Annotated in this window: 18 protein-coding genes; 17 read left to right on the forward strand and 1 reads right to left on the reverse strand. The window is 49.3% G+C overall.

The genetic code is table 11. The features are described 5' to 3' along the window. The 11 genes from grpE to H7T88_RS13795 all read left to right on the forward strand — a co-directional run bounded on the left by grpE (position 1) and on the right by H7T88_RS13795 (position 9729). Positions 1–573, forward strand: a complete 573-nt coding sequence (gene grpE / locus H7T88_RS13745; protein ID WP_312027621.1) for a nucleotide exchange factor GrpE — start codon at positions 1–3, stop codon at positions 571–573. 124 nt (positions 574–697) lie between these two features. Further along, complete coding sequence (gene dnaK, locus H7T88_RS13750; RefSeq protein WP_221788916.1) at positions 698–2536, forward strand: molecular chaperone DnaK; 1839 nt, start codon at positions 698–700, stop codon at positions 2534–2536. A gap of 134 nt (positions 2537–2670) precedes the next feature. Continuing rightward, the gene (gene dnaJ, locus H7T88_RS13755; protein WP_090914789.1) at positions 2671–3789 is read left to right on the forward strand and encodes a molecular chaperone DnaJ; all 1119 of its coding nucleotides are present in this window, start codon (positions 2671–2673) and stop codon (positions 3787–3789) included. 199 nt (positions 3790–3988) lie between these two features. Then, positions 3989–4357: a hypothetical protein gene (locus tag H7T88_RS13760; RefSeq protein WP_090914787.1), complete on the forward strand. Its 369-nt coding sequence runs from the start codon at positions 3989–3991 to the stop codon at positions 4355–4357. Positions 4358–4545: 188 nt separating this feature from the next. Beyond that, positions 4546–4725, forward strand: a complete 180-nt coding sequence (locus H7T88_RS13765) for a YfhD family protein (protein ID WP_154888005.1) — start codon at positions 4546–4548, stop codon at positions 4723–4725. Beyond that, on the forward strand, positions 4718–5110 hold the full coding sequence (locus tag H7T88_RS13770; protein ID WP_090914783.1) for a hypothetical protein: 393 nt from the start codon (positions 4718–4720) through the stop codon (positions 5108–5110). Before H7T88_RS13765 ends, H7T88_RS13770 begins: the two co-directional genes overlap by 8 nt. Before the next feature lie 168 nt (positions 5111–5278). Beyond that, positions 5279–6244, forward strand: coding sequence for a 50S ribosomal protein L11 methyltransferase (gene prmA / locus H7T88_RS13775; RefSeq protein ID WP_221788917.1), 966 nt, complete (start codon positions 5279–5281; stop codon positions 6242–6244). A 3-nt stretch (positions 6245–6247) separates the two neighbouring features. Further along, the gene (locus H7T88_RS13780) at positions 6248–6928 is read left to right on the forward strand and encodes a site-2 protease family protein (protein WP_221788918.1); all 681 of its coding nucleotides are present in this window, start codon (positions 6248–6250) and stop codon (positions 6926–6928) included. Positions 6929–7074: 146 nt separating this feature from the next. Then, the gene (locus H7T88_RS13785; RefSeq protein ID WP_221788919.1) at positions 7075–7839 is read left to right on the forward strand and encodes an RsmE family RNA methyltransferase; all 765 of its coding nucleotides are present in this window, start codon (positions 7075–7077) and stop codon (positions 7837–7839) included. Between the two features lie 2 nt (positions 7840–7841). Further along, positions 7842–9188: a tRNA (N(6)-L-threonylcarbamoyladenosine(37)-C(2))-methylthiotransferase MtaB gene (mtaB, locus tag H7T88_RS13790; protein ID WP_090914775.1), complete on the forward strand. Its 1347-nt coding sequence runs from the start codon at positions 7842–7844 to the stop codon at positions 9186–9188. A 103-nt stretch (positions 9189–9291) separates the two neighbouring features. Beyond that, positions 9292–9729 carry an NUDIX hydrolase gene (locus H7T88_RS13795; RefSeq protein WP_221788921.1) on the forward strand — a complete coding sequence of 146 codons (438 nt, stop codon included), beginning with the start codon at positions 9292–9294 and terminating at the stop codon, positions 9727–9729. Positions 9730–9810: 81 nt separating this feature from the next. Here H7T88_RS13795 and H7T88_RS13800 read toward each other — a convergent pair whose 3' ends face one another. Further along, positions 9811–10812, reverse strand: coding sequence for a Na/Pi cotransporter family protein (locus H7T88_RS13800; protein ID WP_221788923.1), 1002 nt, complete (start codon positions 10810–10812; stop codon positions 9811–9813). A gap of 354 nt (positions 10813–11166) precedes the next feature. Between H7T88_RS13800 and H7T88_RS13805 the strand changes: the two genes are divergently transcribed. The 6 genes from H7T88_RS13805 (at position 11167) to H7T88_RS13830 (ending at position 26287) form a co-directional block, all read left to right on the forward strand. Next, complete coding sequence (locus H7T88_RS13805) at positions 11167–12543, forward strand: class I SAM-dependent rRNA methyltransferase (protein ID WP_090914767.1); 1377 nt, start codon at positions 11167–11169, stop codon at positions 12541–12543. A 277-nt stretch (positions 12544–12820) separates the two neighbouring features. Next, positions 12821–13486 (forward strand): hypothetical protein, encoded by a 666-nt coding sequence (locus H7T88_RS13810; protein WP_221788924.1) that lies wholly within the window; start codon positions 12821–12823, stop codon positions 13484–13486. A 225-nt stretch (positions 13487–13711) separates the two neighbouring features. Beyond that, the gene (gene addB / locus H7T88_RS13815) at positions 13712–17215 is read left to right on the forward strand and encodes a helicase-exonuclease AddAB subunit AddB (protein ID WP_221788925.1); all 3504 of its coding nucleotides are present in this window, start codon (positions 13712–13714) and stop codon (positions 17213–17215) included. Then, positions 17212–21585 carry a helicase-exonuclease AddAB subunit AddA gene (gene addA, locus H7T88_RS13820; RefSeq protein WP_221788926.1) on the forward strand — a complete coding sequence of 1458 codons (4374 nt, stop codon included), beginning with the start codon at positions 17212–17214 and terminating at the stop codon, positions 21583–21585. The genes addB and addA overlap by 4 nt, the downstream gene beginning before the upstream one ends. A gap of 101 nt (positions 21586–21686) precedes the next feature. Continuing rightward, positions 21687–22871: an exonuclease SbcCD subunit D gene (locus tag H7T88_RS13825; protein WP_221788927.1), complete on the forward strand. Its 1185-nt coding sequence runs from the start codon at positions 21687–21689 to the stop codon at positions 22869–22871. Continuing rightward, entirely contained in the window at positions 22868–26287 is a 3420-nt protein-coding gene (locus tag H7T88_RS13830) for an SbcC/MukB-like Walker B domain-containing protein (protein ID WP_221788928.1), read from the forward strand. Before H7T88_RS13825 ends, H7T88_RS13830 begins: the two co-directional genes overlap by 4 nt. Positions 26288–26561 lie beyond the last annotated feature (274 nt).

Raw genomic sequence — 26561 nt, forward strand, 5'->3', positions numbered from 1 at the left:
GTGAACATCTTGAAAGAGGAGCAATCATTCACAGAAGAGCAAGAAGTAACAGCCGCTGAGCAGGAACCGGTCAATGAGGCTGCAGCTGCAGAAGCACAGGCTGAGGAGATAACGGATCAGGAGCAAAATGAGTTGTCACGTTTGAAAGCAGAGGCTGAGGAAACGCAGCAACGTTTTGTACGTGCGCAAGCTGATTTTGATAACTTCCGTCGTCGCACCCAGAAGGAAAAAGAAGAGCTTGCCAAATACGCTTCGATGAAGCTGGTCACCGAACTGGTTCCAGTTATGGATAATTTCGAGCGCGCTATGGCTACTGTACCGGAAGGTACGGAGACTGAATCTTTTGCCAAAGGATTTCAAATGATCTTGCGTCAATTGGAAACCGTGCTGACGAACGAAGGACTGACTCCAATGGAAACCGTTGGACAACCGTTTAATCCTGAATTCCACCAAGCGATTATGCAAGTGGAGAGCGATGAGCATGAAGAAGGCATCGTTGTGGAAGAAGTTCAAAAAGGCTACATGCTGAAAGATAAAGTGCTTCGTCCGGCTATGGTTAAGGTTAGTTCTTAATCTAAGTGTACTAAATGGCGAAGTTTAATATACAGGTTTTATACACATAGAGTAGTTAACTGACTAACACAATAAGGCTGACAAGTGCCTATTCATTTTAAATTGTCGAGGAGGAAATTTTCGGATGAGCAAAGTAATTGGTATTGACTTAGGAACAACCAACTCATGCGTAGCCGTTATGGAAGGCGGCGAGGCTGTAGTTATTCCAAACCCGGAGGGTGCGCGTACTACTCCTTCCGTTGTAGGTTTCAAAAAAGATGGAGAGCGTGTCGTTGGTGAAACAGCGAAACGTCAAGCGATCACGAACCCGGATCGTACGATCATTTCCATTAAGCGTCACATGGGTACATCCCACAAAGAAACGATCGATAGCAAAGATTATTCTCCACAAGAGATCTCTGCAATCATCCTGCAAAAATTGAAAGCTGATGCAGAAGCATACTTAGGCCAAACGGTAACTCAAGCGGTTATTACCGTTCCAGCTTATTTCAATGACAGTCAGCGTCAAGCGACGAAAGATGCAGGTAAAATCGCAGGTCTGGAAGTACTTCGTATCGTCAATGAGCCAACAGCAGCAGCTTTGGCTTACGGTATGGAAAAATCCGAAGATCAAACGATTCTCGTGTATGACTTGGGTGGCGGTACGTTCGACGTATCCATCTTGGAACTGGGCGATGGTTTCTTCGAAGTTAAAGCGACTAGTGGCGACAACCAACTTGGCGGTGACGACTTCGACCAAGTAATTATCGACTATCTCGTAAATGAATTCAAAAAAGATCAAGGTATTGATCTGAGCAAAGATAAAGCAGCGGTACAACGTTTGAAAGATGCAGCGGAAAAAGCGAAAAAAGAGCTTTCCGGCGTATTGACTACAACGATTTCCCTGCCTTTCATCACGGTTGCTGATGGCGTTCCTCAGCACTTGGAATTAAACCTGAGCCGTGCGAAATTCGAAGAGCTTTCTGCTGGTCTGGTTGAACGTACGCTTGAACCAACTCGCCGTGCATTGAGCGATGCGGGCATGACACCTAACGATATTGATAAAATCGTATTGGTTGGTGGTTCCACTCGTATTCCTGCTGTACAGGAAGCGATCAAAAAACTGACAGGTAAAGAGCCGCACAAAGGTGTTAACCCGGACGAAGTTGTTGCCTTGGGTGCAGCTGTACAAGCGGGCGTACTGACAGGTGACGTGAAAGACGTAGTATTGCTGGACGTAACTCCGCTGTCCCTGGGTATTGAAACTGCAGGTGGCGTATTTACGAAAATGATCGAGCGTAACACGACGATCCCTACAAGCAAATCTCAAGTGTTCTCCACTTATGCAGATAATCAACCTAGCGTTGAGATTCACGTCCTGCAAGGTGAGCGAGAGATGGCAGCTGGCAACAAAACGCTTGGTCGCTTCATGTTGGGAGATATCCCTCCAGCACCACGCGGTGTACCGCAAATCGAAGTTAGCTTCGATATCGATGCTAACGGTATCGTTAACGTGTCTGCAACAGACAAAGGTACAAACAAAACACAAAAAATTACAATCACTTCTTCCAGCGGTCTGAGCGATGCTGAAGTTGAGCAAATGATGAAAGATGCTGAACTTCATGCTGAGGAAGACAGAAAACGTAAAGAGCTTGTAGAAGCGAAAAACAGTGCAGACCAGTTGATCTACTCTGTAGACAAAACAATTAAAGATCTTGGTGAAAAGGCAGATGCAGGCGAAGTAGAAAAAGCAAATGCTGCCAAAGAAAAATTGCAAGGCGTACTGGCTTCCGACAATCTGGAAGACATCAAAGCCGCTACAGAAGAACTGATTGAGATTGTTCAACAGTTGTCTGTTAAATTGTATGAGCAAGCTCAAGCTGATGCACAAGCGACTCAAGGTGCTGAAGAGCAACAAGGTTCTGCTAAACGTGACAACGTCGTAGACGCTGATTACGAAGTTGTAGACGAAGATAAAAAATAATTAATTCGCGATAGCCTGCGAGTTAAAACATCGGTGACGTTCGGATTAAAGGGAAAGTCATAGCCGGGGCTCCCGTGCTTTGACTTTCCTTTTGTCACGATGTGCGATAAGGTGAATGTTATGGGGGTGGAAGAGTGGCTGAAAAACGTGATTATTATGAGGTACTCGGGCTAAGCAAAAATGCAAGCGACGAGGAAATCAAAAAGGCTTACCGCAAGCTCGCCCGTCAGTATCACCCTGACGTAAACAAGGCAGCAGATGCAGAGGCCAAATTTAAAGAAGTAAAAGAAGCTTATGATGTCGTAAGTGACAGCCAGAAGCGTGCTCAGTACGACCAGTATGGTCACATCGATCCGAACCAAGGTGGTTTTGGCGGTGGAGACTTTGGTGGCGGCGGATTTGGCGACATCTTTGATATGTTCTTTGGCGGTGGTGGCGGGCGCCGTGACCCGAATGCTCCGCAACGGGGGAACGATCTGCAATACACCATGACCATTGAGTTCAAGGAAGCTGTATTTGGCAAGGAAACGGATATTACTATTCCGCGTACAGAAGGCTGTGACACTTGTCACGGTTCAGGTGCCAAACCAGGAACGAAGCCGGAAACATGTACGGTCTGCAAGGGTAGTGGACAACAGGAAGTCGTTCAGAATACACCATTTGGTCGTATGGTCAATCGCCGCGCTTGTTCGAACTGTAGCGGTACTGGACAGATTATCAAAGAAAAATGTACAACGTGTAGCGGTAGCGGCAAAGTTCGCAAACAGCGCAAAATCAATGTTCGCATTCCAGCTGGTGTGGATGACGGTGCACAGTTACGTATGACAGGTGAGGGTGAAGGCGGTCTGCGCGGTGGTCCTGCAGGCGACCTGTACATTGTTATTCGTGTGAAGTCTCATGACTTCTTTGAGCGCGAAGGCGATGACATCTACTGTGAAATTCCGTTGACGTTTGCTCAAGCCGCGCTCGGAGACGAGATTGAAATCCCGACACTGACCGAAAAAGTGAAGCTGAAAATTCCGGCGGGTACACAAACCGGAACGTATTTCCGTCTCAAAGGTAAAGGCGTGCCACGCCTGCGCGGTATGGGACAAGGAGATCAGCATGTGAAGGTTGTTGTGGTTACACCAAGTAAGCTGAATGACGAACAGAAAGATCTGCTTCGTCAAATTGCTGCACTGGATGGAGAACAAACTCATGAGCATGAGCAATCGTTCTTTGATCGAGTAAAACGCGCCTTTCGCGGCGACTGATTCATATATGAAGTAGTTATGAGGACACCATCGATGATCTTTGATGATCGATGGTGTCTTTTTGTATGTAAATTAGTTTGCTTCGAAGTGTTCCCAAGTGTTCCCACATGTCAGAAATTCGGTATATTCTGGACTCGGTTGCGGAAAGATAGCATGGCGGGATACAGATTGACAGAATTACAGGAAGCAGGTGAAGCGAATGACGGAGAAAAATATTTTGGCCTATTTTCATAGCCCTGAGCAGGCACAGGGAGCGGTCAAAAAATTGGAGGCGCTGCGAGTGGAAGACTTGTCTATTAATCGTTTTAGCCGTTATGCGGGTATTGGGCCAAGCGGAGCCTCCTATAAACCAGGTATCTCCGGCAGTTACTCATCATGGATACCTGATGCGATGCAAATGAGTGGCAGCTCAGGCATTATGGCTGCGGCAGACCCTGCTGCAAGCGGAATGAGTGATGGCGGACAAGGCGGCCCTACAGGCAGGGACATCCTATTAACTGTCGTTGTAGATGAAGAGGTGCATCACCGAGCAATGTCGATTATCGAACAAGCCGGTGGAATGATCTGATTATTAACAGTAAAATTATTTACACAGTAACGGAGAGGACGGAAAAAACCTGAAAAAGCGGAGCGTTCGCCTTTATCACCGGATTTTTTCCTTGAAAAAATGAATCAAAAAAATCTGGAGATAACAGCGATTGGAAGGTTATTCTGTCATCGGAGTGTAAGTGTAAATACTAAAGGAGGAAGAACAAGATGGCTAATCGACAACGACCAGGTGAAATTTTAACAAAAACGGAAAAGTTGAAGCGTCTGCAGTCTGCGAAAAATGAGGATGTGGAGTTCAGCGCAGAATTGGCCGACCACGAGGATATCGAAGCTTTGCGCCGCAGTGAGGCAGCGGATCGTCGTCAAGGAAGGGAAATCAATGACTGAAGATCGCTCTGCGGTCACACTAGAGGCTGTATTCACGAGTTGGTCTGAAGCTGAATCTGCTCGCAGAGCTCTGGAGTTGCTGCATCCGAACCAGTTACGTATCGAGAGTCTGCGTGAGCATGAAGGAACAGGTGGCTCAACTGATATTAAGGAAGAAGAGCATTCACCAACAGCGGTTGTTGGCGGCTTCAGCGGCGAGCTAAATGTACTCGCTCTAATCAGTGATGAGACCGAGATGTTATCGGGAGGACAGGTGTATGAACATACACCAGAAGATGCAACGCGAAGTGTGAAGCAGGGCATTTTGCTGACGGTATCCGTTTCTCACGATTCTTTACCGCAAGCTGCAGAGATGATCACACAGAACGGCGGACGTTTTTATTAGTTGTGTTCAAGAGAAAGATCGACAGCACCGAAAAATGGGACAGGATATTCGAGCGGTTTCACTGCGGATATCCTGTTTTGTTTTCTTTTACGAGTATGCTTTGTGCTTCGGCTCGCAAGTGTAGTACAATAGTTGGGATGTTTGAATAATGAGGAGGCAAAACCACGTATGTTATGGCATGAACTAACAATACATACCACAGAAGAAGCTGTGGAGATGATTTCGAATTTTTTGCATGAAGCGGGTGCTGGAGGGGTGTCGATTGAAGAGTCCGGTACTTTAAATAAAAAACGGGATACGACGTATGGCGAGTTATATGACGTTCCTTTGAATGATATTCCCGAAGGTTTTGCGGTCATCAAAGGTTATTTCTCCGAAGGTACAGACATGACTGCCTTGCAGGCAGAAGTCAATCCGAGAATTGAAGAATTGCCCGACTTTGGAATTAATGTCGGAGAGATTCGTTACGAAACACGTACGGTGGATGAAAATGACTGGGCAACGGCTTGGAAACAATACTTCAAACCGGTGCGCATATCCGAGCGTCTGACGATCAAGCCAACGTGGGAGGAATATACACCGGAGAGCCCAGATGAAAAAATTATTGAACTTGATCCAGGAATGGCTTTTGGTACCGGGACGCATCCAACGACAACGCTCTGTTTACGTACACTGGAAAAGGTCATTCAGGGTGGCGAGGAAATGATTGATGTGGGTACAGGTTCCGGTATCTTGGCCATCGGCGCGATACATCTAGGTGCTAAGCATGTGCTGGCACTTGATCTTGATCCGGTTGCGGTAACAAGTGCGATGGAAAACGTGGAGCTGAACAAGATGCAGCAGCAGATCACGGTCAAAGAAAGTGATCTATTGTCTGTGCTTGGAAGTCAAGACCCCGCTCTAGGTGTCAAGCTGCCAGTCAAAATTATTGTAGCCAACATCTTGGCTGAAATTATTTTGCTATTCGTTGATGATGTGTATAATGCACTGGAGTCTGGTGGGATCTATATCGTTTCGGGCATTTGGAAGAACAAGGAGCAGGTTGTACATGATGCACTGGTGGCATCAGGATTTGAAGTTCGTGCGATCGAGCGTGAAGAGGACTGGCTAGCCTTTGAAGCCAGAAAGAGGTAGTCTATGGACTTCTTAGATCGGATTTTCCGCCTTCCGCTGGATCAATTGCCGTTTTTCCTGGTGACCATTTTGATTGCATTTACGATTCATGAATTTTCGCATGCGTATTTTGCTAATAAATTCGGTGATCCAACAGCCAAATTGCTTGGAAGGGTCACCTTGAATCCGGTGGCGCACTTTGACCTGCTTGGGGTGCTTTTGCTTGTGATTGCAGGTTTTGGATGGGCACGTCCTGTACCTGTAAACCGTGCGAACTTTGACAAACCGAGACTCATGGGAACGATTGTTTCTGTAGTAGGTCCACTCAGCAATCTGCTACTGGCTATTATTGGGGCAGTAATCTATGGAATATTGTTTGGATCAGGCATGCTGGGGAACATTGAAAATGAGCGGGTAGTCACAGCTGTGATGACATTTTTGCCTATGTTCAGTGTTACGAACTTTTTCCTGTTTATGTTTAATCTCATCCCGTTACCACCACTGGACGGTTATCGTATTCTTGAAGATGTGTTGCCGCCTTCAATCAGTCGCAAGCTGCAAGGTGTGGAACAATGGTCCATCATTGTCTTTCTATTGATCTTAATTATTCCGCCATTACAGGCAGTCACAATTCAACCCCTATATTTGTTTGCTAATGACATGTACCGGGATTTAGTTGGTCTCGTTATTGAATTATATCTTTAATATAAGCTCATAAATGGTCAGTAATCGAATCGTAGTGCTGGTCATAAGCACATAAAAGTTGTATGATCATCTGTGGCGATTGGATTCTTGCCTGCTTCCAGCAGGAAGAATTCCAGTCATAACAGGAAAGAATGGGTGGACAACATATGCAGCGATATTTTGTATCTGCAGAGCAGTTCAGTGAACAGGCAGTGGTGATAACAGGCGATGATGCCCGTCATATCGGCAAGGTCATGCGTGGCAAACCCGGAGACAAGCTGATTGTCAGCGACGGAAGCTCCAGAGAAGCATTGGTCGCCATCGATAGTATTGAAGCAGGGGAAGTAAAAGCGACTATCCTGGAACCACTGGTTATGGATCGCGAAGCAAGGTTGAATGTAACGGTAGCACAAAGCTTGCCCAAAGGGGACAAGATGGAGACGGTCATTCAGAGATGTACGGAGATCGGCGCCGTATCCTTTGTGCCTTTTCTATCCGAACGTACGATTGTGCAATACGACGCTAAGAAAGAAGGCAAACGTCTGGAGCGTTGGCGGAAAATCGCCAAGGAAGCTGCTGAACAGAGCCATCGTAACCGCATTCCAACCGTTGAGCAGCCGCTTTCCTGGAAAGGGCTGTTATCTTCTTTTGGGGACTACGATCTTGTATGTTATTGTTATGAAAAAGAGGACGGCAAACATCTTAGAGATGTTCTGAAGCCGTTTGTGGGAGAGCTTGCTCCTGATGCAGGGGCAAATGTGTTGATTGTTGTTGGACCTGAGGGTGGATTTTCCGAGAAGGAAACGGCTCAGGCCGATGAGGCAGGTGCGATATCTGTTGGACTGGGCAAGCGCATTTTGCGAGCCGAGACGGCTGGTATGGCTGCACTAACTTGTGTTTTATATGAATCTGGAGAAATGGGGGGAATGTAATTATGCCATCCGTGGCGTTTTACACCTTGGGCTGCAAAGTTAACTTTTATGATACAGAGGCGATTTGGCAATTGTTCAAAAACGAGGGCTACGAACAGGTAGACTTCGACGAACAGACAGCCGATGTCTATTTGATTAATACGTGTACCGTAACGAATACAGGTGATAAAAAGAGTCGTCAAATTATCCGCCGTGCCATCCGTCGCAATCCGGATGCGATTGTAGCGGTAACCGGATGTTATGCACAGACATCTCCTGCCGAGATTCTGGATATCCCTGGCGTGGACCTGGTCATCGGAACCCAGGATCGGGATAAAATTTTGCCATATGTAAATGAAATTCAGGAATCCCGTCAGCCCGTCAATGCGGTCCGTAACATTATGAAAACACGTGTATTTGAAGAAATGGATGTACCGGATTTCGCGGACCGTACGCGTGCGTTCCTCAAAATTCAGGATGGTTGCAACAACTTCTGTACCTTCTGCATCATTCCGTGGTCCCGTGGTCTTTCGCGTAGCCGTGAGGCAAACAGCATTGTTCAGCAGGCACATCAGCTCGTACAAGCGGGTTATAAAGAGATTGTCCTGACAGGTATTCATACAGGCGGGTACGGAGATGACATGGATAACTATGATCTGACCGACCTGCTGTGGGATTTGGACAAAGTGGAAGGTCTGGAGCGTATCCGGATCAGCTCGATTGAAGCTAGTCAGATTGATGACCGGATGCTGGATGTAATCAAACGTTCGGATAAACTGGTTCGTCATTTCCATATTCCGTTGCAAGCAGGAGATGACACTGTTCTGAAACGCATGCGCCGCAAATATACAACCGAAGAATTCTATAACAAAATGTTGCGTATACGTGAGGCCATGCCGGATGTTGCGATCACGACCGATGTTATCGTTGGTTTCCCAGGCGAAACAGATGAGATGTATCGTAACGGTTACGAGTTGATGCGTAAAATCGGTTTCTCGGAAATGCACGTATTCCCATACTCTAAACGTACAGGTACTCCGGCAGCACGCATGGAGGACCAAGTGGATGACGAAATCAAAAATGCACGTGTGCATGAGCTGATTGAACTGTCAGAGCAGATGCAACTGGAGTATGCTGAGAAATTCGTTGGGCAAGTGCTCGAGGTTATTCCTGAAGGTGAAGCAAAAGGCCGCGAAGGCAGTGGCAAGTTGCACGGATACAGTGACAACTACATTCAACTGGTGTTTGATGGAACGCCGGATATGGTAGGTAAAGTGTGCCGCGTGAAGTTGACTGAAGCCGGTGCCAATGAAAGCCAAGGCACGCTGGTTCGTGTACTGGAAGAGAATGTGAAACCCGCCGCGATGTAATTCAGGCGCTATGTACAAGGATTTCATTTCCTTGGGGAAAATACCCGAGGAGATGAGGTCCTTCTTTGCCAAGAAAAGAAATTGAAGTCAGATGGGGGAAAACATGATGAACAAAAAAGAAATTTCAGCAGGCGGCGTTGTATACAGAACAGCTGAGGATGGCCAGATTCAAATCCAGCTCATCGTAGACCGTTATGGTAAAACGACACTTGCCAAGGGCAAAATGGAAGATGGAGAAACGATCGAACAGACGGCGCTCCGAGAAATTTTGGAAGAAACGGGTATGGTGGGCCGCATTGTGGAGCCTATTAATATCATTGCCTATACGTACCAGCATGCCGAGTTTGGTCCAGTGGACAAAGAAGTGCACTATTACCTCGTGGCAGCAGAAAGTGGTGACTTGCAGCCCCAGATCGAAGAGATTAAAGGTGTGGATTGGTATGCTCCGGAAGAGGCATGGTCCAAACAGTTGCAGAATGGATACGATAATAACGATGACATTTTGCGCATTGGCCTGAACAAACTGGGCATTAACGTATAAAACAGCATGACATTACGTTTGAATGATGGTCTACTGACCTACACGTTCTGTCGCCAATAATGCGGATATCGTGAGGACTTATTAAGCGACAGGTTTCTTTGCCGACGGGGCAAGCACAGGTGTTTTTTTGTGCCAGATGGGCAAGTAACAGAACGGTAAAGCCAGCAATGAACTGATGATGTTAAAAAGGGTCTGGGCATGCGCAATCTGTGCCCCATGGTCCGCTGACAGCCAGGCTGACGCTGCATGCAGCTGGCTGATCAGCGGCATAAACAGCAGTGCTCCCGCAATGTTGAGTACAACATGGGAGGCTGCTACAAATTTGCCTGCGGAAGCTCCGCCCGCGGCTGCAATAACAGCGGTGATACAGGTCCCGACGTTAGACCCGATCACAATGGCGATGCCGATCTCTACAGGTAGCACGCCTGTCGCTGCTAGTGTAATCGCCATGCTGATAACTGCGGCACTGCTGTGAATCAGCGCAGTCAAGCACGCACCGGCAAGAAAACCCCACCATAGGCTATCGGTCGAACGCTCCAGAAACCATTGGAATACACCCATGCTCCGAAGTGGAACGGCGATGGATTGCATGACTTGAATGCCCGTCATGACGAGAGCAAAACCTGCTGCTGCAAGAAAGTTGAATTGGATCGTCGCTAAAGTACGGCGAGTACGTTCAGGAGCAATCTGGTTGCGTTCACCTAGGACAACAAAAATAGCCCAGCCTGTTAGAGATATAAGCAACAACGGCAGTGAGGCACGTCCGATCTGCAGACCGACAAGCTCTGTCGTTAAGCAAGTTCCAATATTGGTTCCCAAGATAATGCCGAGTGTGCGTCCGTAGGTAATTAAGCGCGTATTAGCTAGTCCTATGGTGAGTACCGTTACGGCAGTGCTGCTCTGTAGTAGAGCGGTCGCGCCTGCACTGAATGCCATGCCCTTCCATGGGGCAGAAGTGGCTCGGTTTAACCAGCCTGCCAGCATCGGTCCCGCCATGCGCTGTAGCGCTGTCTCCATCAGCTTCATACCGCCAAAAAAGATTATAAGCCCATATAACAGAGGCAGAATTACTTCTCTGAACATTCCGAATCATTCCTCCCGTCCCATTCCTTATCACTTATCCTATGAGGAAGCAGAGACAAGCATGACAAGCACAAGAGGAATTGAAACTGCCATCCCCCATACAAAAGGTACGGTGATTCGGCAAACGTAGCGGAGGGGACGAAATTGAATTCGAAGAAGCGAAGCGCTCGCCTGAAAGCTTTCTGAAAGAAAGCTACATCGGAAGCATAGGCTTGTCCTCGGATTTTCCCTTTGGAGAAGGGAATCAGAAAAATCCGAGGACAACAGCGATCGTAGAATCAATTCGTTCCTGGAGCGTCTCGTTGCCGCCCAAACCTATCTTTTCAACTAACTTACGAAAGAAGTGGATCAATCTTGCCATCCGTAACACTGGAACGAAGCCGCAAAAAGCGGCTGGAACATGCGCATCCCTGGATTTTTAATAATGAAATTGCATCCGTAGACGGCAACCCGGAACCGGGTGATATCGTCAATGTACTGAATCATCAAGGTCGCTACTTGGCGACAGGGTATTACAATCCGGCTTCCCAGATTACCGTTCGTGTAGTCTCGTACCAGCCTTTGGAGTTTGAACAGATGGATACCGCCTTTTTTGCGGCTCGTTTCCATGACTGTCTGCGTCACCGGGAACGCTTCATTCAGGATGGCGAAGCCTACCGTCTTGTTTATGGTGAAGCTGATTTCCTACCTGGATTGATCGTTGACCGGTTTGGTAGCATTTTAGTTGTGCAGATCCTTACACTAGGTATGGACCGTTGCCGTGAAGCGATTGTCCAGGCTCTCATTGAAGTGATGCAGCCGGAAGGTATCTTTGAGCGCAGTGATGTATCGATCCGTGAACTCGAAGGCCTGGAGCAGATCAAAGGACCACTCTATGGGGAATGCCCGCGTCATGTGACTGTGACTGAAAATGGGCTACTTATCAAGGTGGATATCGTGGAAGGACAGAAAACAGGTTACTTCTTCGACCAGCGTGAAAACCGGGCTGCCATTGAACCATTGATGAAAGGCTGGGGGTACAAAAGCGGCATCACAGTGCAACAGGTCGAGCATGAAGGAACAGAACAGCTGTTGCCTGTGAACAAGGGTGGCAAAGTGGTTACTTTCCCGTATTGGGACGGTGCCACCGTGCTTGAATGTTTCTCTCATACCGGCAGCTTTACGCTGAATGCGTGCAAATATGGAGCGAAAAAAGTAACCTGCCTCGATATTTCCGAGCATGCGATCGAGAGTGCGCGAACGAATGTGGAGCTAAATGGATTCACGGATCGGGTCGAATTCGTGGTAGCCGACGCTTTTCAATATCTGCGTGAGCAAGTCAAAGGACTTGATGAGCGCAATGCGCGAGCACGAGCATCTGAGCAAAAGGTAGATACTTCCAAAGCGTTGTCCAGTGCTGGAAAAACGTTTGATGTCGTTATCCTTGATCCACCTGCCTTTGCCAAAACAAAATCAGCTGTCAAAGGGGCATGCCGCGGCTACAAGGATATCAACTTGCAGGGCATGAAATTGGTCAACGAGGGAGGATATTTGGTAACCGCAAGCTGTTCCTACCACATGCGTCCTGACCTCTTCCTGGAAACGATTGCGGATGCAGCTGAAGATGCAGGTAAGGTATTACGTTTAATCGACTGGAAAGCAGCCGGTAAGGATCACCCGCAAATTTTGGGCGTAGATGAAGGGCATTACCTGAAATTCGCTATTTTTGAAGTGAGAAGCAAAAAAAATTAAGAATACTCTATTTATAGAATGACACATGTACCCTGTGAGATAGACACTTTAAAAAGTCCATCTTATAGGGTATTTTATTATGAGAAAAAGCTTGGTCTTGGCGAGTAGCTTATATTATTGGTCGAAAAGGAACAGCGTTCACTCTTCGTCCTGACTCGTTTATATCTAGGTTAACAACCGAAGGATTTAATTTCGAAAAAGGAGGAGGTCTGCTCGCTATGGTTACGGGTATGTTATTTGAAACGCGTAATTATAGACGTAGCAGGCGTATATTGACATGCGAAATCTAAAAGAAGGTATTCGAAAACAATTTTATACTGAATTGGGGAAATTCATTGCACCGGAAGGGTATGTAGAACATAGAGAGGCTGATTCCAGCCCGACGGACTATACGTTCAAAAAAAATGTTAAGCCGGGTGTAGTTTGGAGCTTACATAGCCATCTTGGTCATTCAAAACCGCCGTATGCTGTATATACAATCATGGCCTGCCGTTATGAAGCTGCCACTGAACGTTTACGTACTTTTCTTGAAAAGCATCAAATAACGTTGATCTCAAATGCTCCGGTCGGCTTCGGCAATAGTGTTGAAAGGTATACACAGCAAAAACATTCTGTTCTTGTTTCCTCTGAAAATATACAAGAAGCGGCCCAGCAAACAGCAGACAGATTCAAAGAAGCTGAAAGCAAGTATTTGCTGCCGCGCATAGATCAAGCTGTTGCTGTTGATGAATATTTGACCAAACGACCGCATCACTGGCCTACGGGTGATCTTTTTAACTGTTGCGTAACGATTTTAAGCTACGGATTGCTAACCAATGATCAGGCATTAGTGCAAAAGGGGATCGAACGTACATTTGAGATTTTGAATAAGCCTGGATATAGCCAGAGAAACCGGGATTTTTTCGAGGCCTTACAGAAGGCTGTAGAGCATGAATTCATTTAACGAAATTGTAAACTTGAAAACAAATACTAGGCGTATCTGTCACCGAGTTTGGTAATAAACGTCAATCCATAGGGAGCTGCTGGCTGTATTGAACAGGCGGCGGCTCTTTTTAATAGCCATATTGTGTTCTTATTAGGTGGATCATGGCAAACGTATGTTCCGAAGCGGAGAAGGTATGGTATACTGGAAATTAAAATCTTGTACGTGCAGTTTGGAGGATGACACATGTCCGTACGCTTTGTTATTGGCCGGGCAGGCAGTGGTAAGAGCACACTGATTACCCGAGAAATCACATCTCTGCTTAGACAGGAGCCCCAAGGAAAACCGTTGATTTTACTCGTTCCCGAACAAAGCTCGTTCCGGACAGAGCAGGCGTTGGTATCTTCGGGAGATATCAAAGGTACGATGCGTGCCGAAGTTCTTGGATTTCGTCGTCTGGCTTATCGCGTCATGCAGGAGGCTGGCGGTTCTGCTCGCGTTCCGATCGGAGCCGAGGGCAAAAAGATGCTTTTATATAAAGTCATTCAGCGTAGGAAAGAAGAACTGAGACTGTTTGCTGCTTCAGGAAGCCAGCTTGGCTTTATCGGGGAATTGACTAATTTATATAGTGAGTTTAAACGTTATGAAGTTCATGCTTCGGCACTCGAAGAAGGGCTTGCAACATGGAGCATCGCATCGGCCTCACCTATTTTGGAGGATAAGCTCCATGATTTGAATCTGATCTACCATGATTATGAGAAGGAATTGGCGGATTTATATATAGATGATGAAGATACACTGAATGAACTGACAGGTCGTTTGCCAGAAAGTACATGGTTGCAGGGGGCCGAGGTCTGGATTGACGGATTCCATGGATTCACTCCGCAGGAGATGAGTGTAATAGGACAGCTCATGTTACAAGCTTCGTCAGTAACGATTTCCCTGACGCTTGATCGCACGTACGAACAAGGTGTGCTCCCTGGGGAACTTGAATTATTTTATCCAACGGCAAGTGCATATGGGCGTCTCAAAGGAATGGCTGAACATTTGGGTGTGTCTGCCGATACAACTGTTCTCCATGATGAAGTCTTGCCGAGATTCAAGGAGCGGCCGGGGCTTGCCCATCTGGAGGCCGGTTTTGATCGGCGTATTCGCTGGAGAAGTCAGGGTGAGGATTCAGGTATACGCTTGATGGCTGCGGAGAATCGCCGGGCAGAGCTGGAGGGTGCACTACGTGAGATGCGTCGCCTAACCCAAGAAGAAGGAGCAAGATATCGGGATATGGCGGTATTGGTTCGCGGATTGGAGACCTATGCTGATATTGCGGAACCGTTATTCAGGGATTATGATGTTCCGGTCTTTCTGGACCGAAGACGAAGTGAGTTACATCATCCATTATCCGAATTTATTCGTGCTGCATTAGATATCGTCCGCCGTAACTGGCGTTATGAGGATGTTTTTCGCTGTGTCAAGACAGATCTGCTGCTTCCGCTCGATGGCTCCATCACGCGTGAGGATATGGATCAGCTGGAGAACTACGTGCTTGCTTGCGGTATTCATGGATATCGGTGGAACGATGGAAAGCCGTGGAAATATGTGCCGAGTCTCTCACTGGAGGATAATGCACAGGAAGAACGAAGCCGAGGACGAGATGCGGTGTTATCGCTGATGGAAAGCTGCAGAACCTTGATTACGTCGGCACTCGGCACGTTTGAGAAACGAATGAAAAAAGCAAAAACGGCTACTGCTCAGTGTGAGGCATTATTCAGACTGTTAGAGGATGCAGATATTGCGCATAAGCTGGATCAGATGTCTGCTGAAGCCAAGGCGCAGGGAGACCCGGAGCGTTCTAGAGAGCATCGTCAAATGTGGGGGGCCGTGTTGGATCTTCTTGACCAGATGGTCGATATGATGGGCAATGAACGCCTGGACATCACTTTGTTTGCGGGCATGATGGAGACGGGACTGACTGAGCTCAAGCTGGGGCTTGTTCCCCCGGCCCTTGACCAGGTGCTGTTTGGTTCGATGGATCGTACTCGTCTGCGTGATATGAAATATGTATTTATTCTTGGGGCGGTTGATGGGGAATTGCCAGCGATCCCTCAGGACAACGGAGTACTAACGGAGCAGGAAAGATTGTTGCTGACAGAGAGAGGTATGGGTCTGGGACCTGGTGCAACGAGACTGATGCTGGATGAACGTTTTCTCATCTATACCGCTCTGACCGCTGCCAGCAAGCAGTTATGGCTGAGCTATCCTGTCGCAGATGATGAGGGTAAGTCGTTACTCCCTTCCGAGATTGTGCGCCATGTACGCAAAATGTTTGGATTGCAAGAGCAGCCTTTGCTTGCTCAGCCGCCCGTCTCGGATCTGGAATCCGTGCACCTCTCTTACGCGATTCATCCAGAACAAAGCCTCTCCATGCTGATTGGACAATTGCGCAGATGGCGTAGAGGAGAAGACATTCCTGAAATATGGTGGGCCGTCTACAATTGGCATGTGAACCGGGAAGCGAGTCGTCCTCAGCTGGAGCGGTTGCTGGGTTCTGTCTTTTATCGTAACCGTGCGCGGCGACTGGATACTTCGACCAGCCGCAGGCTGTACGGTACGGAGGTGAGAACGAGTGTTTCACGGATGGAGCGGTTTGTAGCCTGTCCATTCTCTCATTTTGCATCACATGGACTGAAGCTGAAGGATCGGCAATTATATCGCCTCCAAGCTCCGGATATCGGGCAACTATTCCATGCTGCACTGAGTCAACTGGCGATGCGCCTGCGTGAGGAAAATCGGAGCTGGGGCAGTCTGACACCCGAACAATGTCGCCAGGAAGCCGAGCAGACGGTGGAGCAGATCGCTCCGCAACTCCAAGGAGAAATTTTGCTTAGCACAAAGCGTTATGGGTATATCTTCCGCAAATTAAAAGATATCGTCAGCCGGGCATCCGTTATTTTGGGCGAACAGTCCAGACGCGGTAGTTTTGAACCGATTGGATTGGAGCTGGATTTTGGTCCAGGGAAACCTTTGCCGCCGTTGCGTTTTGAACTGGAGAATGGGTGTGTACTGGAGATTGTCGGCCGGATCGACCGCGTGGATGTCGCTGAAGGAGAGAACGGTCTGTTGTTAAGAGTAATTGACTACAAATCAAGTCAGACCGATCTCAAGCTTCATGAAGTCTATTACGGGCTATCATTGCAAATGCTCACCTATCTGGAGGTGTTGCTTAGCGCTGCTGAAGAGTGGTTAGGGGAAACGGCGATGCCAGGAGGCACCCTCTATTTCCATGTGCATAATCCACTATTGCAATCCGCAAACGGCATGACATCGGAACAGGCAGAACAAGAACTTCTGAAACGTTTTAAAATGAAGGGTTTGCTGCTCGCTGACCGTGATGCTGTTGCTCAAATGGATAATACCCTTGATAAAGGACATTCCGCCATTATTCCGGTGGCATTAAAAGCAGATGGCAGCTTTTATAGCAGTGCTGCTGTCGCGACGCCAGAACAATGGGATACGCTGCTTGCTGCTGTTCGCGGCAATATTCGTGAGATTGGAACTCGTATTACAGATGGAGATACAGCCATTGAACCGTATCGGATACAGCAGGAGATCGCCTGTACGTTCTGTTCATACAAATCACTCTGTCAGTTTGATGAAAATATTGAGGGGAACGACTATAAACTGCTGTCCAAACCGGGCAAACAGCAAGTTTGGGATATGTTGTCTCACAGCAAGGAAGGGGAAACGTTATGATGCATATGCCTAAACCGGAAGGCAGCTTCTGGAGTGATGATCAGTGGAGCGCCATTGCTGAACATGGAGAAGATATTCTGGTCGCCGCGGCTGCAGGATCGGGAAAAACGGCTGTTCTGGTGGAGCGGATTATTCGCAAAATCGCAGACCCTTCCCAAGGATTCAGCGTGAACCGCTTGCTGGTAGCCACATTCACGAAGGCGGCGGCGGCCGAGATGAAACAGCGTATTCGCGAAGCGCTGGAGCGTGCGCTTGAGGAGCAACCGGAGGAGGAGCATTTGCGCAGGCAGTTGTCGTTGCTTGGACGAGCATCCATTACAACGCTGCACTCCTTCTGTATGGAAGTCATTCGCAGGTATTATCAGCAGATTCCGCTAAATCCGGCTTTTCGAATTCTGAATGAAAATGAGGCTGAGATGCTTCGTCAGGAATTGTTGGAGGAGTTGTTCGAGGAGAAGTATAGCGAAGAAGACGAGGGCAGTACATTCCGCGAACTGGTGGACTGGTTCAGTGGAGAGCGAAATGATGATGCAATGCACCGGCTAGTGCAGCGTTTATACGATTTCTCGCGAAGCCATTCCTGGCCAGATCACTGGCTGATGGAGACGGCTGAAGCTTTTCAGGTGGAAAGTGTAGAGGCACTGGGGCAATCTGCATGGGTACAGAGCATTTTACGGGATGCGACTCTCGCTTTGAGCGGGGCGGCGGGTTTGTTGCGGCAAGGGGTTCAGATTTCGTTGCAACCGGAGGGTCCTGCACCTTATGCGGAGACACTCAAAGAGGATTTGGCGATGGTTGAAGAGCTTTTATCCGCTGTTGAGGTCATGCCTTGGGATAGGTTGCCTGAGGTGTTCCAGCCAGCTGCATTTGGCAAATTGAAGCCTTGTAAAAAAGATCAGACCGACCCTGGGCTACAGGAACAGGTGAAGGAGTTGCGGGAAACGGCCAAAAAGGCTGTTGCCGATCTGAAAGGTTCACTTTTTGGCAGGAGTGCATTCTCCTTTTGGCAGGAGTTGGAACAAGCTGCGCCGCTGATGCAGGAGCTTTCCCGTCTAGTTAGCACCTTTGGCGAACGGTATCTTCAGGCGAAGCAGGAACGCGGACAAGTGGATTTTAACGATCTGGAGCACTATTGTCTGCACATTTTGCGCCATGAGGATTCGACCCCTGAACATTCAATGCCGTCAGATGCGGCGATGGAATATCGTGCATGTTTTGATGAAGTGTTGCTCGACGAATACCAGGATACCAACACGGTTCAGGAGGATATCGTTAGGCTAATCTCCAGAGAAAATCCAGGTAATCGATTTATGGTTGGTGATGTTAAACAGAGCATATACCGTTTCCGCTTGGCTGAACCGGGTCTGTTCATGAACAAATATCGTAACTATACTCCGAGTGTTCATGTGGATACAGGTGATAACGAAGAGAGTGGTACAAGAACGGGTATAGCAACGGGAACAGGGAAACGAATCGACCTTGCCCGCAATTTCCGTAGTCGTGCCGAAGTGGTGCATTCCGTCAACGTCATATTCAGACAGTTGATGAATGAAGGGGTCGCTGAGATCGCTTATGATGAACGAGCTCAGCTGGCTTACGGGGCTTCCTTTCCAACAGATACACTTGGAAGTGAGGCCTACACACCTGAGCTTGTGTTAATTGATCGCCAAGGCAGCGGAATCGATGTATCGGAAGGTACGGAAGACGGTGTGGATGCAACCGCAGTTGCAGAACTGGAGAGTGCCGAACTCGAAACGGCTCAATTGGAAGCGCGCGCCATCGCAGGGCGTATCCGAGAGATGGTCGGAGAGACAGACAAGCCTGCGCTGAGTGTGTATGACAAGGCTTTGCAAACGATGCGTCCGGCACGTTATGGAGACATTGTTATTTTGTTGCGTTCCACGCTGATGTGGGCACCGCTGATGATTGAGGAATTCAGACAGCAGGGTATCCCTGCAGGTGGAGAGCAGAGCAAGGGATATTTTCAAGCTACGGAAGTGGAAGTGATGTTATCTCTGTTGCAGCTTGTGGACAATCCAAGACAGGATATTCCTCTGGCCTCCGTACTTCGTTCTCCCATGGTTGGGTTAGATGAAGAAGAGCTTGCTCAGATTCGTCTGGGGGATAAAAGACAGTCCTTCTATGATGCCGTTATCTCTGCTACAGGAGAGTGGAGAAGTGCCTCCGATATGACTGGTCAACGTTCTCAGCCTGGACAGGGTTCGAATGTGGACGATTTGGTTCAGATGCAGTGGCCAGAAGGCTGGTCAGAAATCGAACAGGCTCAGCGCCAATCAGCCGTTACTGCGGAGATGAATGTTGATTCGGGAGTTGATCTGCACACGGAAGCGAGTGAACAAGAGGCAGGCTTTACGGGTGGAAAAGAAGGAAAAGAACTCGCGCACTCGCAGTTGCAACAGAAACTCATTCATTTCATGCGTCAGTTGGAACAGTGGAGACTCGAGGCAAGACAAGGCAGTTTAAGTGAGCTGATCTGGCGCATTTATAGGGAAACCGGATATTTGGATTGGGTTGGCGGGCTTCCTGGTGGGCAGCAGCGTCAAAGTAATCTGAAGGCTCTGTATGATCGGGCGCGTCAGTATGAGGAAGCAACTGCAAACCGCGGGCTGTTCCGGTTCCTGACATATGTCTCACGACTACGGGAAAATGGCGGGGACTTAGGCACCGTAGCCAGCGGTTCAGGGGAACAGGATAATGCGGTCCGAATTATGACAATCCATCGAAGCAAAGGGTTGGAGTTCCCGATTGTGTTTGTTGGCGGTATCTCCAAAATGTTTAATCAACAAGATCTGCATGCACCGTTTCTGATGCACAAGGAACTTGGCTTTGGCCCGAGGTTTGTGGATCGTGACAACAGGGTGGCCTATCCTACATTAGCCAATCTGGCTATTCGTCGCCGTGCTCAGTTTGAACTGCTGGCTGAAGAAATGCGAGTGCTGTATGTGGCTTTAACCCGTCCAAAAGAAAAGATGGTGCTGGTAGGCACCGTGAAGGACGCTGCCAAAAAGGCACAAACCTGGTCACAGGTTAAAGACAGTCCAGAGCTTGCGCTACCCGATTATCTGCTTGCTGCGGGACGAAATTATCTGGATTGGATCGGGCCAGCTCTGATCAGACACCGGGACGCCGCGGTGTTGCGTGAGCTTGCAGGTGATCGTGATTCTTATGCGGCTTGCCTTGCGAGTGATGAATCATGCTGGAGCATATCCGTGGTTGCTGCGGATCGGGTATCTCTCCAGCAACACGCCGACCTTGTGGAGCGTGAAGAAGATGAATTAACTGGATTGCGGAGAGAACGATTGGCTGCTCTGCATGCGGCGAAACCCGTCAGATTAAACCCATCGACAGAAGTGATCGATCATACCGAGGGCGTACAAGCCAATCCGGTTTCAGAGATTGAATCGGTAACGGCAGATCAGAAGACGGATGAACTAGTGGATCTAAAAGCGAACAGTGAAGGGGTTCTGGATGTTAATGCTCAAAATGCGCTTGTACGGGAGATAGATAAGCGGCTTTCCTGGACATATCCGTATGAATCAGCTTCACAAGTGGCGGCGAGCACCTCGGTAACCGAAATCAAGAGTCTGTTATCGACGCAGGAGGATACTTCATACCCCGTTATAGAAGAGCTGCAGGAGCAAGCTTGGACTGGAGGCAGTGATAGTAAGTGGAATGGAAGCAATGATAGTAAGACGAGTCCAGCGACACAAGCTTCGTTCAAACTACACTTGCGTCGTCCCAAATTCATGGGAGAGCGGCAACTGACAGGAACAGAACGGGGAACGGTGTACCACACGCTCATGCAGCATCTCCCTGTAGACGGATCTGTTGTGGATGAAGCGATTGTTGATGAGACGATTTCGCGCCTGCTGGCGATTCAAATATTGCTTCCTTATCAAGCAGAGGCGATTGAACGAAGTGAACTGATTGCTTTTTTTGATACACAACCAGGAATGGAAATGTTGCGTGCGGCGTGGATTCGAAGGGAAATCCCGTTCACGTATGGTCTCCCGGCAGATCAATCTCCTGAGGAATGGATTCGTGGGTTACGGCCAAACGAGGAGCAGGAGATACACAGTGAAAACGATAGAGTACAGGCTGTGCTGCAGGATGAAACGGTGCTCGTCAGGGGGATTATTGACTGTCTCTATGAGGTTGATGGTGAACTTGTTCTGCTAGATTACAAGACGGATCGAGTGCTTGAACATCGCGGAGGAGTGGAACCTCTGGTTGAAAACTATCGTTTCCAGCTACGGCTGTATAAACGGGCAATTGAAGATATATTGGGTCGCCAAGTCGACCACATGTGGCTTTATTTTTTCGATGGCGGTCATGCGGTTAAATTATAAAAGGTTTAGAGAGTTTTTGTGTTTTGAATACCTCTTGTTCAATGAGCGACGGGCGAGAGATGTAATGATAGAAGATGTAGTGGAAAGAGGTGGAGCGGACGATGCGTATCTTGCATACGGGAGACTGGCATCTGGGGAAAACACTGGAGGGACGAAGCCGGCTTCGTGAACAGGAGGATTTCGTCGATGAACTCGTCAAACTAGCCGACGATCAGCAGGCTGATGCCATTTTGATGGCTGGAGATGTGTACGATTCGGTAAATCCGCCTGCGTCGGCGGAACAGCTGTTTTATGAGGCGGCAGCACGTTTGACTGAAAACGGCAGGCCACTTGTTGTCATTGCAGGCAACCACGATCAACCCGAACGTGTAGCCTCGGTAACTCCGCTTGTGAACAGACAAGGAATTACGTTAGTAGGCACACCGGTGTCAGAGGCTGTGACTGTTCATACTCGTCGAACCGGGGAGACAGCACATATTGCGGCTTTGCCCTATCCATCAGAAGCGAGATTAAATGAGCTGTTAACTACAGATGGTGACGAAAATGTACTACGTCAAGCATACAGCCGCAGAGTAGGGATGTTAATGCAACGATTGGCTTCTTCCTTTCGTCCGGATACAGTGAATCTCGCTATGAGTCATATATATGTACTAGGCGGAGTAGAGAGCGACTCTGAACGGCCTATCCAGGTGGGGGGAGCGTACACTGTAGATCCTTCTTCCCTGTCTATAGGGGCTCAATACACGGCTCTGGGACATCTCCATCGTGCGCAAGCCGTCAAAGGGGACGGTGTGATTCGGTATAGTGGTTCTCCCCTGGCGTACAGCTTCTCGGAAGCAGGGCAGAGCAAATCCGTTACAATGGTTGATCTTACGCCAGGCGGAGTTGCACAAGTAGAAGAAGTATTGCTTACCTCAGGTAAGCAACTTGCGACTTGGAAGGCGAGAGGCGGTCTGGCTGAAGTGTACCGTTGGCTGGACGAGGGGCGTGACTCACAGGCATACATTGATATGCAGGTCTGGTTGGAGGATGCAATGTCTCTAAAAGAGATTCAGCAGTTGCGTAAAGCTCATGAGGGCATTATCCATATTCGTCCAGTATATCCGGAGATGGAGGCCGCAGGGTTCATAGAACAGCGTTCAGAACTGCCTGTGCATGAACTTTTTCGCAAGTTTTACCAGCGCCAAACGGGTGGAGCCCTACCAGAAGATAGTCTGGTACAGCTTTTCCTGGAGCTGGTCGATGAAGATGAGCCAGGCGTGCGTGAGGAGGTCGAAGGCCGATGAGACCGATTTTATTGAAAGTCGCCGGGCTACAAAGTTATCGTGAGATGCAGGAGATTGATTTTACGGTACTGACCGAAACAGGTTTGTTTGGTATTTTCGGCCCTACCGGTAGCGGAAAATCTTCTTTGCTTGATGCGATCACCCTTGCCATGTATGGCAAGGTGGAACGGGCAGTCAATGGTACACAAGGCATTATGAATCATGCTGAAGATTCGCTATCGGTTGCTTTTACATTTGAGCTTGCTTCGGCAGCGGGAACTCGTAGATTTCGGGTCGAACGGCGTTTTAAGCGTAACAATGAAGTGTCCGTTAGTAATACGGTCAGCAAGTTTATTGAAACGATTGATGGGGAAGATCAAGTGCTTGCTGATAAGCTGGCAGAAGTCAATCGGTGCGTTGAAGACGTCATTGGTCTGAAAATGGATGATTTTACGAGAGCCGTAGTATTACCGCAAGGGAAATTTGCCGAGTTCCTTTCCCTGAAAGGCAGTGAGCGGAGGCAGATGCTGCAACGTCTCTTTCATCTGGAGAAGTATGGGGATCAACTCGCCATTAAATTAAGTCGGCGGGTCAAAGATAATGATATGGCTCATCAATCCCTTGCTGCGGAGCAGCAGGGACTTGGCAATGCCAGTAAAGAAATGCTTGAAGAAACAAAACATTTGCTTAAGGCAGCGGTTCAGCACGCCGAATCCTCACGGAAAGAGCTGGATTCGGCGGTGAAGGAAGCAGAACAATTCGGCCGGATTCGTGAGCTGAGTAAGGAACAACAAGTGCGATTGCAAGAACAGCAACAACTCCATGCCAAGGCGGAACAGATTGAAGCCGATGAGGAGCGTTTGAAACGGTCGGGAGCAGCCGAGAAGATGCTACCTGCGCTTCAGTCAGCTCGGGACGCGTCAGAAGCCCACCAGCAGCGACAGTTGGAGGCAGAAACTGCTGGAAAACAGGCAGCGGAGCATGAACGTTTGGCTGTGCAGGAAGCTGAAAAGGCAGAAGAGGCAAGGCAACAGCTTGGAGCAGAAGAGCCCAAACTGCTCCTGCGTCTGGATCAATTGGAACAGGCCAAAGAGCTGCAACGGGAACGTGATGTTTTGCAGGCGGATTGTTCACGGCTTGCGCAGTTGATGGAGAAAGGGCAGGCCGAACAGGCAACGCTGAGACAACAGCTGGATAAAGAGCAGGAACTGCAAATGCGTGGACGCAAACGGCGTGAGGAATTGCAGGAGAGTCTCAAACCGAATGAAGTGAAGTCTGATGAGCGCAGACGGCTACAAACATCACTTGAGCTGAAACATCGGATCGATACAGCATTCGAGCAGGTGAAACAGCATAAAGCGGACATGCAGACCTATCAACAGTCTGCAGAACAAGGGGCTGCCAAACTGGAGGCGGCGGCTGCGGAAGAGGGACGCTTGACCGAACAGCGCCAGCAATTGGTGGAACAGGCGTCAGCAGGTCTTGAGGCCTTGCTTGCCTGTGAGCAGGATATTAACAGCGAACAGCGCTTGCTGGCCCGTGCGGAGGAGCAACTACGCCGTTCGATGCGTGAGCAGGAGATGCACCGGCTGTCCGCTGCCTTGCGTGCCGAACTGCGGGACGGCGAGCCATGCCCGGTGTGCGGATCCGCACACCACCCGCTCCCGGCTACGCCGCCGGGAGATGGTCCGCACGCAGACGATGCGGACCTGGAACTGCTGCGCAGCCTGCACGCGGAGCTGCAGGAGCTGCGCTTTGGGCTGCGCCAGCAGCTGCACGAACGTCGCAGCCTGCTGACGCAGCTTGGCGCCGCGGCCGGCGATGCCACGGCCGCAGCCGAGGCCGCGCCTGCGGCAGCGGAGCCCGAGCCTGCCGGATCGCCCGAGGATGGGCGATCTCCGGCGGGCTGGGCAGCGCGTGCCGCTGCGCTGCGCGAGGCCGCGCAGGCGCTGGCTGCCGCAGCAGCGCCGCTGCAGAGCGAAGCCGCAGCGTTGCAGCAGGCGGCTTCAGGCGCGCAGCAGCGCCGCATGGAAGCGGCAGCTGCGCAAGAGGCCGGCCGTGCCGGGCTCGCCCAGGCGGAGCGCAAGCTGGCCGAGAGCGAAGCCGCGGCGGCTGCATTGCAGGGCCGCTGGGCCGCGGAACTGCCTGACATCGCACAGGAGGAGGCCGCAGGCCTCTATCAAGCGATGCAGGAGCGCGATGCACGCGCCGAAGACATCAAGGAACGTCTGGCCAAAAGCGTGACGTTCCTTGAGGAGAAAGAGCAGCTTGTCCAGTCATTGCAGCAGAAGCTGGTGGAACTCGACAAGCAGCTGATCCAGTGGCAGACCGAATGGCAAGGCGGCAGCAAACAACTGGCAGAGAAAGAAGAGCGTTTGCGCCAGTGGGTAGGAGAGCAACGGGTAGAAGATCTGATCCGCGAGACACAGGCTCGCCTGGATGGACTGCGCAAGACTGCTGAGCTAGCTGCACAGCGATTCAAACAAGCGGATGCACAGAAGCAGGAATCGGTGAAACGTGACGTAATGGCTGGGCAGGCCGCCGCATCAGCTGCAGAACATCTGGAGCTGGCACAGGAGCGCTGGCGGCTGCTCTTGGAGCAATCCGCGTTCGAGACAGATATCGCTGTCACTCAGGCGGCGCTGGCTGCCGAGGAAGCAGAACGGCTACAGAAAGAAATTCAGCATCATCGTGAACGAGAACGTGAACTTGCTTCTCAGTTACGTGAACTGGAGCGGAAACTGGATGGTGCGGTTGTGACCGAGGAACAGTGGATCGCTTGCACAGAACGTTTGAAACAGGCCAGATATGAGGATGAAACTGCCTTGCAAGTGAAAGCACGTGCCGAAAGGGATCTGGAGGATGTACAGCAACGTCATGTTCGCTGGACGGAGCTGGAGACGAAACGGCTGGAGATCAGTCACCAGGGCGAGTTGCTTAGCAAGTTGCAGACCGCGTTCCGGGGGAATACATTTGTGGAGTACATTGCCGAAGAGCAGTTGATGCAGGTAAGTCACGCGGCTTCACAGCGTCTGCGCTTCCTTACCAAGCAGAGGTATTCCCTTGAAGTGGATTCGGGCGGCGGCTTTGTGATCTGTGACGATGCCAACGGTGGTGTGAAACGTCCGGTATCAACCTTGTCTGGTGGAGAAACGTTCCTGACCTCGTTGTCGCTGGCGCTGGCACTATCCGCCCAGATTCAGTTGCGTGGGCAGTATCCGCTACAATTTTTCTTCCTGGATGAAGGGTTCGGCACATTGGACCCGGAACTGCTGGATACGGTCATTACTTCACTGGAAAAATTGCATGACGATCGATTGGCTGTGGGCATCATCAGTCACGTTCCTGAACTGCGTGCGCGTTTGCAACGCAAACTGGTCGTGATTCCGGCTGGTGATGCGGGGACAGGCTCCAGGGTTGTAATGGAAAACTTATGAGTCCAGGAAGTTAATAAATAATTCATTTGTAAAAATATTTCTTTTTTTGATATCTCACGATAACAAGTGAGTTTCATCACAGATACAGGTTCAACCTGCTGTTATACTACAGCTAAGCCGACAAACTTGTTTTAAGCCCCCCGACGGACATCTGTTCAGGAAGCTTCCTGTATAGATGTCCGCGTAGCCGGACTTCTTCGGAAGGCCGCTCACGAGGGGCTTCTTTTTTCATTCTTTTTCAAATCGTCTTTAACACAGTGTCAATCCGCCCAGA

The sequence above is a fragment of the Paenibacillus cucumis (ex Kampfer et al. 2016) genome (assembly GCF_019748695.1).
GTDB classification, from domain to species: domain Bacteria; phylum Bacillota; class Bacilli; order Paenibacillales; family Paenibacillaceae; genus Paenibacillus; species Paenibacillus polysaccharolyticus.

Excerpts from the sequence above, each read along its gene's own strand:
- prmA (WP_221788917.1), top strand. The coding sequence starts at position 5,279 with ATGTTATGGCATGAACTAACAATACATACCACAGAAGAAGCTGTGGAG.
- H7T88_RS13780 (WP_221788918.1), top strand. The coding sequence starts at position 6,248 with ATGGACTTCTTAGATCGGATTTTCCGCCTTCCGCTGGATCAATTGCCG.
- addA (WP_221788926.1), top strand. The coding sequence starts at position 17,212 with ATGATGCATATGCCTAAACCGGAAGGCAGCTTCTGGAGTGATGATCAG.
- H7T88_RS13800 (WP_221788923.1), bottom strand. The coding sequence starts at position 10,812 with ATGTTCAGAGAAGTAATTCTGCCTCTGTTATATGGGCTTATAATCTTT.
- H7T88_RS13770 (WP_090914783.1), top strand. The coding sequence starts at position 4,718 with ATGACTGAAGATCGCTCTGCGGTCACACTAGAGGCTGTATTCACGAGT.
- H7T88_RS13785 (WP_221788919.1), top strand. The coding sequence starts at position 7,075 with ATGCAGCGATATTTTGTATCTGCAGAGCAGTTCAGTGAACAGGCAGTG.
- H7T88_RS13825 (WP_221788927.1), top strand. The coding sequence starts at position 21,687 with ATGCGTATCTTGCATACGGGAGACTGGCATCTGGGGAAAACACTGGAG.
- H7T88_RS13760 (WP_090914787.1), top strand. The coding sequence starts at position 3,989 with ATGACGGAGAAAAATATTTTGGCCTATTTTCATAGCCCTGAGCAGGCA.
- H7T88_RS13795 (WP_221788921.1), top strand. The coding sequence starts at position 9,292 with ATGATGAACAAAAAAGAAATTTCAGCAGGCGGCGTTGTATACAGAACA.
- mtaB (WP_090914775.1), top strand. The coding sequence starts at position 7,842 with ATGCCATCCGTGGCGTTTTACACCTTGGGCTGCAAAGTTAACTTTTAT.
- dnaK (WP_221788916.1), top strand. The coding sequence starts at position 698 with ATGAGCAAAGTAATTGGTATTGACTTAGGAACAACCAACTCATGCGTA.
- H7T88_RS13810 (WP_221788924.1), top strand. The coding sequence starts at position 12,821 with ATGCGAAATCTAAAAGAAGGTATTCGAAAACAATTTTATACTGAATTG.
- H7T88_RS13830 (WP_221788928.1), top strand. The coding sequence starts at position 22,868 with ATGAGACCGATTTTATTGAAAGTCGCCGGGCTACAAAGTTATCGTGAG.
- H7T88_RS13765 (WP_154888005.1), top strand. The coding sequence starts at position 4,546 with ATGGCTAATCGACAACGACCAGGTGAAATTTTAACAAAAACGGAAAAG.
- addB (WP_221788925.1), top strand. The coding sequence starts at position 13,712 with ATGTCCGTACGCTTTGTTATTGGCCGGGCAGGCAGTGGTAAGAGCACA.